The 16,314-nt window shown below is 45.0% G+C and carries 12 protein-coding genes; 9 read left to right on the top strand and 3 right to left on the bottom strand.

Features of this window, described 5'->3' with window-relative positions; all coding sequences use genetic code 11:
- The first annotated feature begins 58 nt into the window (after nucleotides 1-58).
- The 5 genes from ACQEXU_RS06330 (at nucleotide 59) to ACQEXU_RS06310 (ending at nucleotide 5,537) form a co-directional block, all read left to right on the top strand.
- Nucleotides 59-1,048 (top strand): carbohydrate ABC transporter permease, encoded by a 990-nt coding sequence (locus tag ACQEXU_RS06330; RefSeq protein ID WP_039840761.1) that lies wholly within the window; start codon nucleotides 59-61, stop codon nucleotides 1,046-1,048.
- A 1-nt stretch (nucleotide 1,049) separates the two neighbouring features.
- A complete protein-coding gene (locus tag ACQEXU_RS06325) occupies nucleotides 1,050-1,934 on the top strand; it encodes a carbohydrate ABC transporter permease (RefSeq protein WP_427010114.1) in 885 nt (294 codons plus the stop codon).
- 15 nt (nucleotides 1,935-1,949) lie between these two features.
- Nucleotides 1,950-3,299, top strand: a complete 1,350-nt coding sequence (locus ACQEXU_RS06320) for a GH1 family beta-glucosidase (RefSeq protein WP_427010113.1) — start codon at nucleotides 1,950-1,952, stop codon at nucleotides 3,297-3,299.
- Nucleotides 3,299-4,393, top strand: coding sequence for an ABC transporter ATP-binding protein (locus tag ACQEXU_RS06315; RefSeq protein ID WP_427010112.1), 1,095 nt, complete (start codon nucleotides 3,299-3,301; stop codon nucleotides 4,391-4,393). The genes ACQEXU_RS06320 and ACQEXU_RS06315 overlap by 1 nt, the downstream gene beginning before the upstream one ends.
- A gap of 130 nt (nucleotides 4,394-4,523) precedes the next feature.
- Nucleotides 4,524-5,537, top strand: a complete 1,014-nt coding sequence (locus ACQEXU_RS06310; RefSeq protein ID WP_427010111.1) for a LacI family DNA-binding transcriptional regulator — start codon at nucleotides 4,524-4,526, stop codon at nucleotides 5,535-5,537.
- Nucleotides 5,538-5,618: 81 nt separating this feature from the next.
- Here ACQEXU_RS06310 and metA read toward each other — a convergent pair whose 3' ends face one another.
- Nucleotides 5,619-6,560: a homoserine O-acetyltransferase MetA gene (metA, locus tag ACQEXU_RS06305; RefSeq protein WP_367988976.1), complete on the bottom strand. Its 942-nt coding sequence runs from the start codon at nucleotides 6,558-6,560 to the stop codon at nucleotides 5,619-5,621.
- A 126-nt stretch (nucleotides 6,561-6,686) separates the two neighbouring features.
- Here metA and ACQEXU_RS06300 point away from each other — a divergent pair, with 126 nt between their 5' ends.
- Both ACQEXU_RS06300 and ACQEXU_RS06295 read left to right on the top strand, forming a co-directional pair.
- Nucleotides 6,687-7,088: an AAA family ATPase gene (locus ACQEXU_RS06300; protein ID WP_427010110.1), complete on the top strand. Its 402-nt coding sequence runs from the start codon at nucleotides 6,687-6,689 to the stop codon at nucleotides 7,086-7,088.
- Between the two features lie 33 nt (nucleotides 7,089-7,121).
- On the top strand, nucleotides 7,122-7,451 hold the full coding sequence (locus tag ACQEXU_RS06295; RefSeq protein WP_427010109.1) for a DUF6559 family protein: 330 nt from the start codon (nucleotides 7,122-7,124) through the stop codon (nucleotides 7,449-7,451).
- A gap of 50 nt (nucleotides 7,452-7,501) precedes the next feature.
- Here the strand turns inward: ACQEXU_RS06295 and ppsA are convergent, their stop codons facing one another.
- On the bottom strand, nucleotides 7,502-9,886 hold the full coding sequence (gene ppsA, locus ACQEXU_RS06290; protein WP_427010108.1) for a phosphoenolpyruvate synthase: 2,385 nt from the start codon (nucleotides 9,884-9,886) through the stop codon (nucleotides 7,502-7,504).
- Nucleotides 9,887-10,042: 156 nt separating this feature from the next.
- On the opposite strand from ppsA, the gene ppsR reads away from it, so the two are divergent.
- Entirely contained in the window at nucleotides 10,043-10,876 is an 834-nt protein-coding gene (gene ppsR / locus ACQEXU_RS06285; protein WP_367988983.1) for a posphoenolpyruvate synthetase regulatory kinase/phosphorylase PpsR, read from the top strand.
- A 14-nt stretch (nucleotides 10,877-10,890) separates the two neighbouring features.
- Here ppsR and ACQEXU_RS06280 read toward each other — a convergent pair whose 3' ends face one another.
- Complete coding sequence (locus ACQEXU_RS06280) at nucleotides 10,891-11,424, bottom strand: dihydrofolate reductase family protein (RefSeq protein ID WP_427010107.1); 534 nt, start codon at nucleotides 11,422-11,424, stop codon at nucleotides 10,891-10,893.
- A 443-nt stretch (nucleotides 11,425-11,867) separates the two neighbouring features.
- Here ACQEXU_RS06280 and fdhF point away from each other — a divergent pair, with 443 nt between their 5' ends.
- Nucleotides 11,868-16,064 (top strand): formate dehydrogenase subunit alpha, encoded by a 4,197-nt coding sequence (gene fdhF, locus ACQEXU_RS06275; protein ID WP_427010106.1) that lies wholly within the window; start codon nucleotides 11,868-11,870, stop codon nucleotides 16,062-16,064.
- Nucleotides 16,065-16,314: the final 250 nt, after the last annotated feature.

Genomic DNA, 16,314 nt, shown 5'->3' with positions numbered 1-16,314 from the left:
TGCCAATACTTAAGGCAGGAAGGGGGCATGTCCCCCTTCTGGGTAAGAGGTCGTTACTATGAATCATGCAGCGAGCAAGGTTATGGAAACTCCAGAAAGTAAGAGCATTTTTTCTCGTCTAAATTTGAAAGCGCTTACACCGTATGGGTTCCTGTTGCCGTTTTTGATCATCTTTTCAGTGTTCGGAATTTTTCCGTTACTGTTTTCTATTTTTCTTTCTTTTCATGAGTGGAACCCAGTCGAGGGTTTGGGCGCAATGGACTATGTGGGGTTCGAAAACTACCACATCGCACTGACAGACCCGTGGTTGTGGCGTTCACTGAAAAACACGCTTTGGCTAGCGATCACATCAGGTGTGGCTCAGCACTTAGTTGCTTTACCTGTGGCGTACATCTTGGTGTCACTGGGTGACCGTTTCCGTCATTGGCTGACATCGGCTTACTTTCTACCGTTCATCACATCTACGGTAGCGGCATCGCTTATCTTCTTCAATATGTACTCGCCAAACTCGGGCATCATCAACCAAAGCTTGATGGCACTGGCAGACAGCACCTTGTTTGGTTGGGCATTCTCTTGGGTGAACGACTTCCAACCAATCCGTTGGTTAGATGATGCGACCATGGTTAAGCCTTCCATCGCCATCATGGTGTTCTGGAAATACACCGGTTTCAACATCGTGCTTTACACCACTGGTTTAATGACGATTCCTAAAGACATCCTAGAAGCGGCACGTATGGACGGTGCAAACGCATGGCGTCGATTCTGGAGCATTTCGCTGCCAATGATTCGTCCATTCATCTTCTTTGCGGTCACTATGACCATCATCGGTAACTTGCAGCTGTTCGAAGAACCATTTGTTCTAACGCGCGGTACGGGTGGTACGGGTCAGTCTGGCTTAACCATCTCTATGTACCTCTACAAAGTAGGTTGGGAATGGTTAGAGATGGGTACAGCATCAGCGATTTCATGGCTGCTCTTTACTTTGATTGCAGGCTGTACAGCGGTTCAATTCTTCTTCTTCGGTAAGAAAGGTCTAGGGGAGCAATAAGATGCGTATTAACACTTTACTTGCAGCGCAGCGTTGGCGTCCTAGCGATCGCAGCATCGAGATCTTCACCAAAGTATTGATGGTGATGCTCGGCTCAATCCTGATTGTTTCTGCCATCATGACGGTATTCCCGTTTATTTGGTCGGCGTTGCTATCAACCCGTGATCGTACCGAAATCTTTGGCTCTGGGATTAGCTTTGCCATTGGCGACAGCTTAGCGGTCAACTACGCAAAACTACTGGAAATCATGCCTTTCTGGCAGGCAATGTTTAACTCCATCTACATCGCGTTCCTAGGCACTACGATTTCACTGCTGTTTTGTAGCATGGGTGGCTATGCCTTTGCGGTGTACAAGTTCAAAGGCAAAAAAGTGCTGTTTGGTATGTTGGTTGGCTCGATGATGATTCCGCCAGTATTGAGCTTGATTCCTTACTTTATGATTGTGAAGTTCCTCGGCTTGCTCGATAACCATCTCGCGGTATGGCTCCCGTTCACCACCACGCCATTTGGTATTTTCTTGATGCGTCAGCACGTGGTGGCTTCTATCCCTAAAGAGCTATTAGAAGCGGCGAAGCTCGATGGTGCGGGTGAGTTCAGAACCTACTGGAGCGTGGTGCTTCCGCTGATGAAACCAGCTCTGGCAACGCTTGCTATTGTGCAGTTCGTCTTCTTCTGGAACATGTTTATGCAGCCGTTAGTGGTGCTAACAACCCCAGAAAACTATGTGATTACTCAGGCACTGCGAAGCGTGCAGGGCATTCCAAATACACCATGGGGAGCAGTAATGCTGGGGACAACCATTTCGATTCTCCCTCTTGTCGTGACTTATCTATTTGCATCCAAACAAATGATCAGCGGCCTGACGTCAGGCGCTGTTAAAGGTTAAAAGGTCTATATAACAATGAATAAATTCTTACTCCCTACAGACTCCAAACTACGTAGTCCAGAATTTGTATTTGGCGTTGCCACCTCGTCTTATCAGATTGAAGGTGGAGCGCAGCTTGGTGGACGAACGCCTTCCATTTGGGACACGTTCTGCAATCAGCCAGGAGCGGTCGATAATGCAGACAATGGTGATGTCGCGTGTGACCATTTTCATTTATGGAAACAAGATATCGAGATGATTCAAGGGTTGGGGGTGGATGCGTATCGTTTGTCGATGGCATGGCCACGTATCATTCCTGAAGATGGAAAAGTGAATCAAGAGGGCTTGAAGTTTTACGAACAAATCATTGATGAGTGCCATGCTCGTGGCTTGAAAGTCTTCGTAACGCTTTACCATTGGGACCTGCCTCAATACCTAGAAGATAAAGGTGGGTGGTTAAATCGAGAAACCGCCTATAAATTTGAACAATACGCCAACGTAGTAAGTGGCTATTTTGGTGACAAAATTGACTCATATGCGACCTTAAATGAACCATTTTGTGCTTCATATTTAGGGTACCGATGGGGAATTCATGCCCCGGGTATCAAAGGGGAACGAGAAGGATTTTTAGCCGCTCATCATCTGATGCTTGCTCATGGCTTAGCTATTCCCCACATGCGCAGAAATGCACCTAATGCGATGCATGGTTGTGTATTCAACGCCACACCCGCTTACCCGGATACTGAAGCTGATTTAGAAGCCGCAGTCTACAGCGATGCGGAGGGCTATCACTGGTTTATGGATCCGGTCCTGAAAGGATCGTATCCGGAAATAGTGTTAAAACGGCAGGCCAATAATATGCCAATGATACTGGAAGGTGACCTCGATATTATTCGTACCGATTTAGATTTTATTGGCATTAACTTCTATACCCGTTGTGTGGTTCGGTTCGATGCTAATGGAGCAATAGAAGATGTTCCTCAAACGAATGCTGAGCACACATTCATTGGGTGGGAAATCTACCCACAAGCTTTGACTGACTTACTGATCCGCCTCAATGATCGTTATGACAATCTACCTCCGCTCTACATTACAGAAAATGGGGCCGCTGGCGAAGATAGCTGTATAGATGGAGAAGTAAATGATAACCAACGTGCACAGTATTTTCAGACGCATCTTGAAGCGTTGGATAGGGCGATCAAGGCCGGCGTTAATGTGAATGGCTATTTTGCATGGAGCCTAATGGATAATTTTGAATGGGCATACGGTTATAAGCAACGCTTTGGCATCATTCATGTTGATTACCAAACCCAAACACGAACGCTAAAACAAAGTGCGATTGCATACCGGAACATGTTGCTTGAACGCAGAGAGGAGAACCAATAATGGCAAAAGTTGAGTTCAGGAATATTAAAAAATCTTATGATGATGTCGAGGTAGTAAAGCATTTTGACTTCATTGTGCAAGATGGCGAATTCGTGGTTTTTCTTGGTCCATCAGGCTGTGGAAAGTCCACAACTCTGCGTATGCTTGCCGGCTTGGAAAGCATTACGTCTGGCGAGATCTATGTGGGCGACAACCTAATGAATAAAATTGACGCTAAAGATCGTGATCTTGCGATGGTGTTTCAAAGTTATGCTCTGTACCCCCATATGACAGTTTACGAGAACATTGCTTTTGCATTGAAGTTAAAAGGTATGGCAAAAGACCAAATTGACGTTGAGGTACGTAAGGCAGCAAAAATGCTGGAGCTGGATGCGCTGTTGGAACGTAAGCCGAAAGAGCTGTCTGGTGGCCAACGTCAACGTGTGGCGATGGGACGTGCGATGGTGCGTACACCAAAAGTATTCTTGTTTGATGAACCATTATCAAACCTTGATGCTAAGCTGCGTGGTGTGATGCGTGAAGAGATCAAACAACTGCACCGTGAGTTGAAAACCACCACCATCTACGTGACACATGATCAGATAGAGGCGATGACACTGGCTGATCGCATCGTGATTCTAAAAGACGGTTATGTGGCTCAGGTGGGTACACCAACGGAAGTTTTTCAGCGTCCGGCAAATAAGTTTGTCGCGCAATTTATTGGTAACCCGTCTATGAATATGTTGGATGCGAAGCTGGTGGGTGAAGAAGGTGATTGGGAAGTGGAACTAGGTGATGTCCGTATACCTTTGCCGGAACGCTTCAAAGCTCATGCATCAAAAAATCTTGCTCTGCATTTTGGTGTTCGTCCGACGGACATTCACCTTCGTGCAGAACAAGTGGATCATGCTCGCGTGTTGCCAGTGCCTGTTACAATTAAAGATAAAGAGCTGCTTGGTGCAAGCATTCTGCTTAAAACTGAAATTGCAGGCCAGCCTCTAATGGTGGAAACGCAAGCTGCAGAAGTGGATGTGACATCACTGACGTTATACCTAGATTTAGATGCAATTCATCTGTTTGATGCGTTGAGTGAAAATTCACTTGCCACTTTTTAATTGAGAGATATCAAAGCCAGTACGTACTTGCGTACTGGCGAATCACTTACGTCTCATTTCTTTGCAATGTGCATTGCTGTATTTGTTCTAGTTAAATATATTTCTGTCACTAGCTTGTATATCGGTCATTATGAAAAAGAAAAAACGCTCTCCCTCTATTTATGATGTGGCTAAACTCGCTGGTGTTTCTCCGAGTACGGTTTCTCGCTTTCTTAATCGCACAACATTTATTTCAGAAGAGAAAACAGTAGCGATAGAGGAAGCGATCAAAGCGCTCGACTACAAGCCTAACTACCACATGAATCAGGGCACGAACACACGTTCGATGACCATTGGCGTATTGGTACAAAACCCAGAAAGTCCTCATACAAGCCGCATCTTGAATGACATGGAAAAGGTGTTGAATGAGCAAGGTTATGCGTTGGTTATTGCAACCGGACATTGGAAAAATAAGCTGGAGTCTCATGCTCTGGAGTATCTGAAGAAAAGCAATGTCGATGGCGTCATCATTGTGACGGGCAGTCTAACTGAAAAGCAGATCCTAGATTACGCGATGAAAATTCCTGTAGTTGCCGTTGGTTATGATGTCATAGCTGAACAAGTCCGCTGCATCAACGTAGATAACGTGCTTGGTGGTTATATGGCAACGTTACATTTACTCCAGCAAGGGCATCTTAATATTACTCATATTAAAGGATTACTGAACCAGCCGGATGCGGTTGCGAGATTTGTCGGCTACAAAAAAGCGTTACAAGAAGCGGGAATTAAGGTTCAACCCCAACTCATTAAGCAGGGTGATTTCAGCAGTGAGTGTGGCTATGAGTTAACAAAAAACCTGATTGATTCTAAAAAGCATTTCAGTGCAATTTTTGCCGCCAATGATCAAACGGCTTACGGTGCAATCAAAGCACTTCATGATCATGGGTATCGCGTTCCTGAAGATATTTCTGTGATCGGGTTTGATGACCTTCCTGTTTCCTGCTATTTCACCCCCGCACTGACTACAATGCGCCAGCCTGTAGAAGAAGTTGGCCGTGTTTGTGCTGAATCCATTCTTAACCTACTGAGCGGCGCGCAGCATAATGCTAAGCTTCCACCTATTGAGCTTATCGTTCGACAGTCTACTAAATCCATTTATCGCTAGAGTGCTTGAAGGCTGTTAGAAATAAATTCAGCAATCCTCAAATTGCAATGAGGATTGCTGAATTAAAAGAAGGTTTATGAATTAGTCGTCTTTAGTGAAATTTGCTTCACTGAAATGATCGAGATCGTAAGGTGTTTGCTGGTAAACACAGTAGTTGAGCCAATTCGCAAATAACAAATGACCATGACTACGCCAACTTGCATTTGGTTTGTTGTCCGGGTTGTTGTTTGGATAGTAGTTGACAGGAATTGCCGGTTCCATCCCTTCACCTAAATCACGAATGTACTCATTGTGCAGCGTGTGGGAATCGTATTCGGGGTGACCCGTCACAAAGACATTACGCTTGTCTTTTGTTGAGGCGAGATATACGCCAGCTACGTCTGAAGTCGCAAGAATATCGAGATCTGTATGTTCTTCTAAATACTCATGAGAAAAATCAGCATAGCGCGAATGAGGTGCTAAAAACGTATCATCAAATCCACGTAAGATGGGATGGTAAGGGTGATGGATTTCATGATGGTATACGCCGGACAATTTTTCTTTACGAGTACGTTTAGGCAAGTCGTACAATAACTTTAATCCCGCCTGAGCGGCCCAACATACGTAAAGGGTTGAAGTTACATGGTCTTTGGCCCAGTTCATGATGGTTTTAAGGTGGTCCCAATAAATCACATCCTCAAACTGCACTAAACCTAATGGTGCTCCTGTAATAATGAGACCATCGAAATTACGTCCTTTTACCATTTCAAATTGGCGATAGAAGTTGTCCAAATGTTCTGTTGGTGTGTTTTTACTCGGACGGTTATCAATCCGCAGTAGTTCAATATCGACTTGCAGCGGACTATTAGAAAGTAGACGTAAGAATTGCGTTTCCGTTTCAATTTTCTTCGGCATAAGATTTAAGATCAAAACCTTAAGCGGTCGAATTTCCTGTGTAGAGGCACGAGATTCGGGCATTACGAAAATATTTTCCTCTCGTAATACATCAGAAGCAGGTAATTGATCGGGGATCTTAATAGGCACAGCTTTCTCCCTAAGCTTTATGGACGTCTATACATCCAAAGTTAACTCAATCAGAGTGAGATGTCGATAGCATATTTTTTCGATTTTAAGGTAATATCCGTTCTTTATTCTTAGCGACTATTTTTTATGGCGCAGACTCTAACACTTATCCGTGGTCTACCAGGCTCGGGAAAAAGTACGCTAGCACAAACGCTGGATGCGCGGCATTTTGAAGCGGATATGTACTTTATGGATGAGCAAGGTACATATCGGTTTGATGCAAACTGTTTGCCACAAGCTCATGCTTGGTGTTTGACGATGACAGAAAAGGCCCTGCATCAAGGGCAGAGCGTCGTTGTTTCGAATACGTTTGTCCGGCTGTGGGAGATGGAGTCTTACATCCACTTGTCCCGACAAGTGGGTATTGAATTAAAGGTCATGGAATGTACAGGAAGCTATCCTAATGTACATGGTGTACCTCAATGTACGATAGAAAAAATGCGTAGACGCTGGCAAACGTGGCCAGTCGATAAGGAGCCTGTGTGTTAAGGTATATCAAGCGTAGAAGAATCAAAAAAAGTAATGAAATACATGTCTGGGGAACTGGTAAGAAGTTATGGCAGCCGAGAGTATTTCTCACTTGGTCAAGTCCGAACTGTGAGTCGCGTGTTGTCATCTCGCCAACGCCGAGTTGCGTTAGCGCTATATTGTGCGCCAAGTGCTGTTATTGCTGAGCAGAAAGTGGCGCAAGAAGTGTTGAACCAGTTGAGGAGTTGTATTGCTTTAGACTATTTTGACAATGACGATTACACCGCCATGGATGTGCTTAATGTTTCCAAGGCTAGAGGATGGCATGGTGGAAAAATGGAGGATTATTTGTCACACCACCGTGGAATGAATAGTCGTTACTAGCTTCAAAGTGAAACAAAAAGCGCCGATTACGGCGCTTTTTCAGTATTATCTTACTGCTTCTTTCCAAGCTGCAGCCAAGTATCAATCACTGTGTCAGGGTTGAGAGATACCGAGCTGATGCCTTGTTCCATCAGCCATTCTGCTAAATCTTCGTGATCCGATGGCCCTTGGCCGCAGATCCCTACGTATTTACCAGCTTTGGTTGCTGCGTCGATGGCCATTTTGAGCATCGCTTTCACGGCGGGGTTACGTTCATCAAAGAGGTGAGCGACATCACCTGAGTCCCTATCAAGCCCCAGTGTCAGTTGTGTCATGTCATTCGAACCAATGGAGAAACCATCAAAATACTTTAAGAACTCATCGGCTAATACAGCATTGGAAGGCAGCTCGCACATCATGATGACTTTCAAACCTTGGTCGCCACGACGTAAACCAAACTTCGCAAGCAGATCAATAACAGATGCCGCTTCACTTGGGGTACGAACAAATGGGATCATCACTTCAACGTTTTTCAGGCCCATTTCATTTCGAACACGTTTCATCGCCTGTGTCTCCAGCTCAAAACAGTCTTCGAATACTGGGGAAATGTAGCGAGAAGCGCCGCGGAAACCCAGCATTGGGTTTTCTTCGTGAGGTTCGTAACCTTGTCCGCCAACCAAATTGCTGTATTCATTTGATTTGAAATCAGACATACGAACGATGACACGCTTAGGCCAAAAAGCTGCCGCAATAGTTGCGATGCCTTCGGTCAGTTTACTTACGTAGAAGTCGATAGGGTCTTTGTAACCACGAATGCGTTTGGCAATTTCAGCCTGAAGCTCTTCACTTTGCTCTGTATAATTGAGCAGTGCTTTGGGATGAATGCCTATCATCTTATTGATGATAAATTCCAGTCGAGCCAAACCAACCCCTTCGTTTGGAATTTGGGCAAAATCAAAAGCACGATCTGGGTTACCCACATTCATCATGACTTTAGTTGGAAGTACAGGCAGTTCTTCAACCGATGAACGGCGGATATCGAAATCCAGTTTGCCTTGATAAACGTAACCTGTTTCACCTTCAGCACAAGAAATCGTGACAACAGAGCCATCTTTCAAGCTTGAGGTTGCATGGCCACAGCCCACGATGGCTGGGATACCCAGTTCACGCGCAATGATAGCGGCATGACAAGTTCGCCCGCCACGGTTTGTGACAATGGCAGAAGCCTTTTTCATGACAGGTTCCCAGTCAGGGTCGGTCATGTCGGTGACAAGAACATCACCTTCTTGTACTAACGACATTTGATCTAATGAGTCAACCAGTCTGACAACGCCGCTGCCAATACGCTGACCAATGGCTCGGCCTTCAATCAGGACTTCAGCTTTGTTATTGAGCTCATAACGTTCGATGACATTTTGTTCCGACTGGGAGCAGACTGTTTCAGGGCGAGCTTGCACAATATAAAGCTTGCCGTCGATACCGTCTTTTGCCCATTCAATATCCATCGGGCGTTGGTAGTGCTTCTCGATGATCACTGCTTGTTTTGCCAGCTCTTTGATTTCGTCTTCTGTAATCGAGAACTGGTTTTGCTCATCGGCTACAGTGTCGACAATCTCCACTTGCTTACCAATTTCTTGGCGGTCTGAATAGATCATTTTGGTTAGCTTTGAACCGAATGTCTTTTTCAAAATAGGGTTGTGGCCTGCTTCAAGAAGCGGTTTATGGACATAGAATTCATCGGGGTTAACTGCACCTTGCACCACCATTTCACCCAAACCCCACGCAGAGGTGATGAAGACGACCTGATCAAACCCGGATTCAGTATCGATGGTGAACATGACACCAGAGGCCGCTTTGTCAGAGCGTACCATACGCTGAATACCCGCCGACAAGGCGATACCACGATGATCAAAACCTTGGTGGACGCGATAAGAAATAGCGCGGTCATTAAATAGAGATGCGTATACGTGTTTGGTCGCTTCTAAGACTGCATCAATGCCTGTTACGTTGAGAAACGTCTCTTGCTGACCGGCAAAAGAGGCATCGGGTAAATCTTCTGCTGTTGCGGATGAGCGAACCGCAACAGAAAGAGCTTCATTACCTTCATTAAGTGTTTGGTAGTTGTCACGGATATCTTGCTCAAGATCCGCAGGGAAGGGGGCCTCTAAAACCCATTGACGGATGATGGCACCTGTCTTACGCAGAGCTTCCACATCATCAACGTCCAGTTCATCAAGCAATTGGTGAATGCGATTGTCCAATCCTTCGTAATCAAGGAATTGGTTAAACGCATAGGAAGTGGTCGCAAAACCATTGGGAACAGAAACGCCTGCGTTAGCAAGGTTAGATACCATTTCACCAAGAGAAGCGTTTTTGCCGCCGACTTTATCGACATCTTCCATTGATAGGCTATTGAACCAGAGGGTGTTCTTTTGCATGTCTTTCTCCAGAAACATTGCAGCTGTAGGGATAAAGGCAAACGTTTGCGTTAAAGATTAAAAAAATAGAGAACTATTTTTCAAACCTGTGGGGGACGCAATTGAATGCCGGGTTTTATTATCGATATTATGGTTGCCATCCTACTCAAAATAATTTTATAAATTAAATAAAAAATGCAAATGGATATTCAAAGTCGTGATGTGTTCTATGTTTCTGATGGAACAGCAATCACATGTGAGACACTTGGTCACGTTGTTCTCGGGCAGTTTCCTTTTGTGGCAAACGAGAAAACCTTTCCATTTATCGAAAGTGTAGACAAGTTGTCTGAGCTGCTGAAAGAAATAGAGGCTTCATTTCAAAAGACAGGAATAAAGCCTTTGGTGTTTTTTTCGATTGTTGTTCCAGATATTCGGGAACAACTTTTGGCTGCTCCTGCGCACTTTTACGATGTGTTGGAAAGCTTAGTTCAACGCGTTCAAGACGACATTCAGATGGAGCCGAAACCTAAGCTTCAGCGTTCACGAAGTGTAGGAAAGGACACGGATACGTATTTTGATCGTATTGCCGCCATCGAATATACCTTGGCGCATGATGATGGGGTGTCGTTAAAAGGGATTGAAGAGGCCGATATTATTTTACTAGGAGTGTCCCGCAGCGGAAAAACGCCAACTAGCTTATATATGGCAATGCAATTTGGCTTACGTGTGGTTAACTACCCGTTTATCGATGATGATTTAAGAGCGCTTAAGTTATTGCCTGAATTTGAGATTCATCGATACAAACTCTTTGGCCTGACTATTGATGCAGAGCGTTTAACGGAAATACGTGAAAACCGTTTGGCTGGGAGCGATTACGCAAGCACAGAGCAGTGTGAACATGAACTTGCCAGTGTAGAAGCGTTGTTTCGCCGAGAAGCGATTCCGTACATCAACACATCATCATTGTCGGTCGAAGAAATTTCAACACGAATACTCGAAAAAGCCGGATTAAAACGTCGATTGTTTTAATCCGGCTTTTCCATTTATCGTAAGCGGATGTAGTGGTTTTTAACCAAGTGGTCGGCGAGTCGTTCTGCGTGAACATGTTTGAATTTCAGTGGAGCGGCTAGCTCGCTAAACAAAGGAATGCCTTTACCAAGGATGGTCGGAATGGTGGTAATGATCATTTCATCAATCAAGTCTTCTTTAAGAAAGCTTTGAACCGTTTTTCCACCATCAATATATAGGGATTGGTAACCTTGCTGGTTCAAACGGTCGACAACGGTCTTTAATTCGCCGTTGATTAAAAAGACTTTGTCTTCATAACCTTCAGGTACTGTTTTTAGCGTATTAGTTAACACAAACACTGGCTTATTGTAAGGCCACGCAACACCAAAGCTTAATACCATCTCAAAGGTATTTCTTCCCATGATCAGTGCGTCGACAGTATCCATAAAGTCTGCAAAGCCAAAATCCGAACCATCAGGGTTTGGTACGTCATGCAGCCAGTCCATTTGATTGTTTTCGCCAGCGATATAACCATCCAAGCTGATTGCGATATATACGATATTTTTCATCTTATAACCTCATGATAAACGCGCCGTAACTGCAAAAAAGGTAAAGCGTGACTGTGTTTAAGAGTGGAATTTTATCGACAACGGATTTAGATGCAATGACTAAGAGCAATGAGTAACAAGTATTAATCATTTGCCTACAGCCAATTTAACCTTGGTTTCGGGGTAAGTCGTGAATCATACGATGGTTTAGGTTCTACGGGCTTATGCCTAATGATTTTTCTATAACTAACTTTGTCCGACACGACAAAATCGCAAATTTAACCCTAGACAAGTTATGGATACTGAGGGTAATGTCACACGTAAATTTCCCTTATTTTACTATGGTTATAAGGGTGTAACTCTAAAGAACGGTGCATGTTTGGTGTTGTTAGTAACATATAACGACAAAACAATAACTGACAACGTTTGCGCGTGTGCTGTTCCGACCAGTTTGCGAGGAAGAAATGGTTCAGATAGTTATAGATGGTAAATACAGAATCATCGAAGAAGGCCAGACGTTACTGGAAGCGGCTAAGGTCTGTGGTGTTGAAATACCGTCGTTGTGTGGACTAAATAAAACGGCCGATAAAGTGCCGTGTGATTTATGCGTTGTCGAAGTGGAAAGCGGGGGCATCCAACGTTCGTGTGAGCTGCAAGTCTACAGTGGCTTGAGTGTGATTACACAGTCAGAAGCCTTGAGTGAGCGCAGGCGAAAAGCGTTGAATCGTATCATGACGGACCACTATGCTGACTGTGAAGCGCCGTGTAAAACCGCGTGTCCGGCTGGCGTTGATATTCAGTCTTATCTTTATCACATTGCCCAAAACGATCATCAGAAAGCGATAGAAGTCATTAAGCGTACCTTGCCGATGCCGCTTTCTATTGGTCGTGTTTGCCCTGCTTTTTGCGAGTCTGAATGTCGTCGGGGCTTAGTGGATGACTCCATCGCCATTCGTCAGCTAAAACGTCATGCCGCCGATGCTGATCTCGCTATGCAAGAGAGTTATATCCCACCGAAAAAAGCCGATAAAGGGAAGCGAATCGCTGTTATCGGTAGCGGACCGGGTGGCTTGACGGCAGGTTATTACCTGTCTAATGAAGGTTACAATGTCACGGTGTTTGAGTCGATGCCAGAAGCGGGTGGTTGGCTGCGCTACGGGATTCCTGAGTATCGTTTACCGAAAAGCATTCTTGATAAAGAAATTGAATTGATGTGCCGCAATGGCATGACTGTTGAGTGTAACAAAAAGCTGGGTGTCGATTTTACACTGTCTAGTTTGAGTGAAGATTACGATGCCGTTTGCCTTGCCGTCGGCGCTTCAAAAGCGGTTGAAATGCACTATACCGGTAGTGATTTAGAAGGTTGCTATCTTGGTGTGGATTACCTAAAAGACTATGTGACCGAACATCACTATGTCACAGGCAAGAAAGTAGCCATTATTGGTGGTGGTAACACAGCAATCGACTGTGCCAGAACCGCTGTCAGAGATGGTGCAGATACGACATTGATCTATCGTCGTACGCGCGATGAGATGCCCGCTGAAGATTACGAGATTGAAGAAGCGGAACACGAAGGTGTGAAGTTCCACTTCTTGACTAATCCTGTCGAAAACATTGCAGACGAACATGGCCGAGTAAAAGAGGTGCGTTTAGAACGCATGAAGCTTGGTCCTGCGGACGCGTCTGGTCGCCGTAGCCCTCAGGCCACAGGTGAATTCTTTACTGAAGCGTTTGATACCGTCATTGCCGCAGTTTCACAAAAGCCTGATCTCAGCTTTATGGAGAATGAAGCATTGGAGATCCCGCTGACTCGGTGGAATACCGCAGACGTTAACCCAGATACCATGCACAGTGGTGTCGGAAACATCTTTAGCATTGGTGATTTTCGTCGTGGTCCGGCTACCGCAGTAGAAGCTGTCGGTGATGGCCGTGTTGTGGCTGGTGCCATCGACCGATTCTTTAATGGCGACATGGAAAATATTCCAGTCACACCTTTCAATGCGCGCAAAGAGAAAAAGCTAAAGCAGCTTGATCCTATCCAATTTGAAAACATTCAGAAAATCAAACGCAAAATTATGCCTGAGCTTACGCCAGAGCAAAGAGCGCAAAGCTTTGCTGAGGTTGAGCTTGGTTTTGATAATGAAGAAGCCATGGCAGAAGCTGCCCGCTGTTTAGAGTGTGGTTGCCAAGCGAATACTGCCTGTGATTTGCGTGACTATTCCACGGAATACGGCGCTGAGCAAAGTTTCAATCACGCAGTTGAAATTCAGTCCAACGAGTATTGGCAAGCGCATCGCAGTAAAGAAACACGCCAGAAGTTTGAAATTGACCGCAGCTCAGAGTTTATCGTATTTGACGCTAACCGCTGCATCAGTTGTGGCCAGTGCGTTCAGGCTTGTCGCGATCAATCGGTGCATGGCATCTTAAGCTTTATGACCGATAAAAACGGTCGCCCAGCATCTCGTCCTGAATGTCGTCCAAACTTCGGTGCCAATGGGACCTTAATGGGTGACTCCAACTGTGTTCAATGTGGCGCGTGTGTGCAGGTTTGTCCAACGGGCGCAATTACCGATGCGCGCGACAGAGCGCAAGGTCGTATAGAGCACCTAAAAGCCGTCGATACGATATGTACCTATTGTGGTGTGGGCTGCAAACTCACCATGTATGTGGATGAGCAAGATAATCGAATTCGTTACGTGAAAGGCGCAGACTCACCAGTTAATGAAGGCATGCTGTGTGTGAAAGGGCGCTTTGGTTTTGACTTTATTGGTAGTGATGCCCGTCTCACTACGCCGCTAATTCGAAAAGATGGTTGGTTGCAACCAGCCAGTTGGGATGAGGCGATTGGTTTGATTGCAGAAAAGTTTACTGCAATTAAACAAGGTTTCGGCGGCAATGCATTAGCCGGTTTCTCATCAGCAAAAACGACCAATGAAGATAACTATGCGTTCCAGAAATTTATTCGTCGTGAACTTGGCACCAACAACGTTGATCACTGCGCACGTCTATGCCACGCATCTACAGTAACAGGGTTAGAAGCGTCATTAGGTAGTGGAGCAATGACCAATGATATTCCAAGCATCAAACATTCGGATGTCATTTTTATCATTGGCTCAGATACGACTGCCGCTCATCCCATCATCGGTTCACACATTAAACAAGCAGTGCGTCATCATGGCGCACGTTTGATCGTTGCAGACCCTAAACGGATTGATATTGCAGATCATGCTGAGCTTTATATGGCGCACAGACCCGGTACGGATGTGATGCTGCTCAACGGTGTAATGCAACAGATCATCAAAAATGGTTGGTACGATCAAGATTATATCGAGGAGCGTGTTGATGGCTTCGATACCTTGCTGCAAGAAGTAATGTCACCGAATTATTCATTGGAAAAAGTTGAATTGGTGACTGGCGTTAAAGCCGAAGATATTTTTGCCATGGCGCGCATGATTGGCACCGCCGAGCGCACCGCCGTGTATTACTCTATGGGCATAACCCAACATACAACGGGGCATGACAACGTACGTTCGATTGCAAACCTGCAATTGCTGTGTGGCAACATTGGTATTGAAGGTGGTGGTATTAACCCACTTCGCGGTCAATCCAATGTGCAGGGCGCGTGTGATATGGGGGCATTGCCAAATAACTATCCGGGTTATCAGAAAGTGTATAACCCACTTATTCGCCAAAAGTTTGCGATGGAGTGGGATGCGCCTGACTTGCCTGCCGAATCGGGTCTAACTTTAACTGAAATCATCGATGCGGCGTGCAAGCGTGATGTTCGTGGTTTGTACGTGATGGGTGAAAATCCAGTATTGAGTGATCCTAACCAAGCTCACGTCATTGAAGGATTGGAAGCGTTAGATTTCTTGGTGGTGCAAGATATTTTCCTAACTGAAACGGCGCAATATGCGGATGTTGTTTTACCATCTTGCTCGTTTGCAGAAAAATCTGGCCACTTTACCAATACAGAGCGCCGCGTTCAGCGCGTTAACCCCGCTGTAAATCCACCGGGTGAGGCGAGAGAGGATTGGCAGATAATCCAGTCAATTGCGGTTGCAATGGGCAGTGACTGGCACTACAAGCATGTTTCAGAAATTACCAATGAAATTGCACGAGTCACTCCGCAGTATGGGGGCTTACGTTGGGAAAACATTACGATTGATGGTGTGCAGTGGCCAAGCAACAAGAACAACCCTGAAGGAACGCGCATCATGCACCGAACTCAGTTTACTCGTGGGCGAGGGCAGATGGAGGCGATTCCATTCCGTTATGCCGCTGAACTTCCTGATGAGGAATACCCACTTGTTCTAACCACAGGTCGAGTATTGGAGCAATTCCACACCGGAACCATGACGCGTAAAACACAAGGGTTGAATAACCTTGCCGGTCCAAGAGCAATGATCAGTGTCGCAGATGCAGAAGCACTCGGCATCAATAACGGTCAGATGCTACGCGTATCAACCCGACGTGGGGAAATTGAAATCGCCGCGTTTGTGACCAAGCGAATGCAGAAAGGGGTTATTTTCATTCCGTTCCATTTTGTTGAGTCACCAGTCAATAGGTTGACGACAACGGCGACGGATCCACATGCAAAAATCCCAGAATTCAAAGTCGCAGCAGTCAAAGTGGAGCCGTTAGTCTCGGAACCTGTATGATTGTTTAGCTCAACTTAGATAATATAAAAAAGCGCCGATTTCGGCGCTTTTTTTATAATTGTTCATATGCATGATGTTTTATTTCATATTTTAAATGCTTCCATTATTCATAAAGATGGTTTTATAGCATGGTGATTATTTTCTATAAACGTAACAAATAAAATAAAAATGACATTTTAATATATGCATCAAAGTCTTTTTATATTTATTTTTGTTTTAAAAGTACTACTTTGGTGTTATCTCGTAATAT

It is taken from the genome of Vibrio sp. TRT 21S02 (assembly GCF_050113675.1).
Taxonomy (GTDB): Bacteria; Pseudomonadota; Gammaproteobacteria; order Enterobacterales; family Vibrionaceae; genus Vibrio.
The sequence above is the reverse complement of the archived record's forward strand: the minus strand, read 5'-3'. Positions and strand labels throughout refer to the sequence as shown.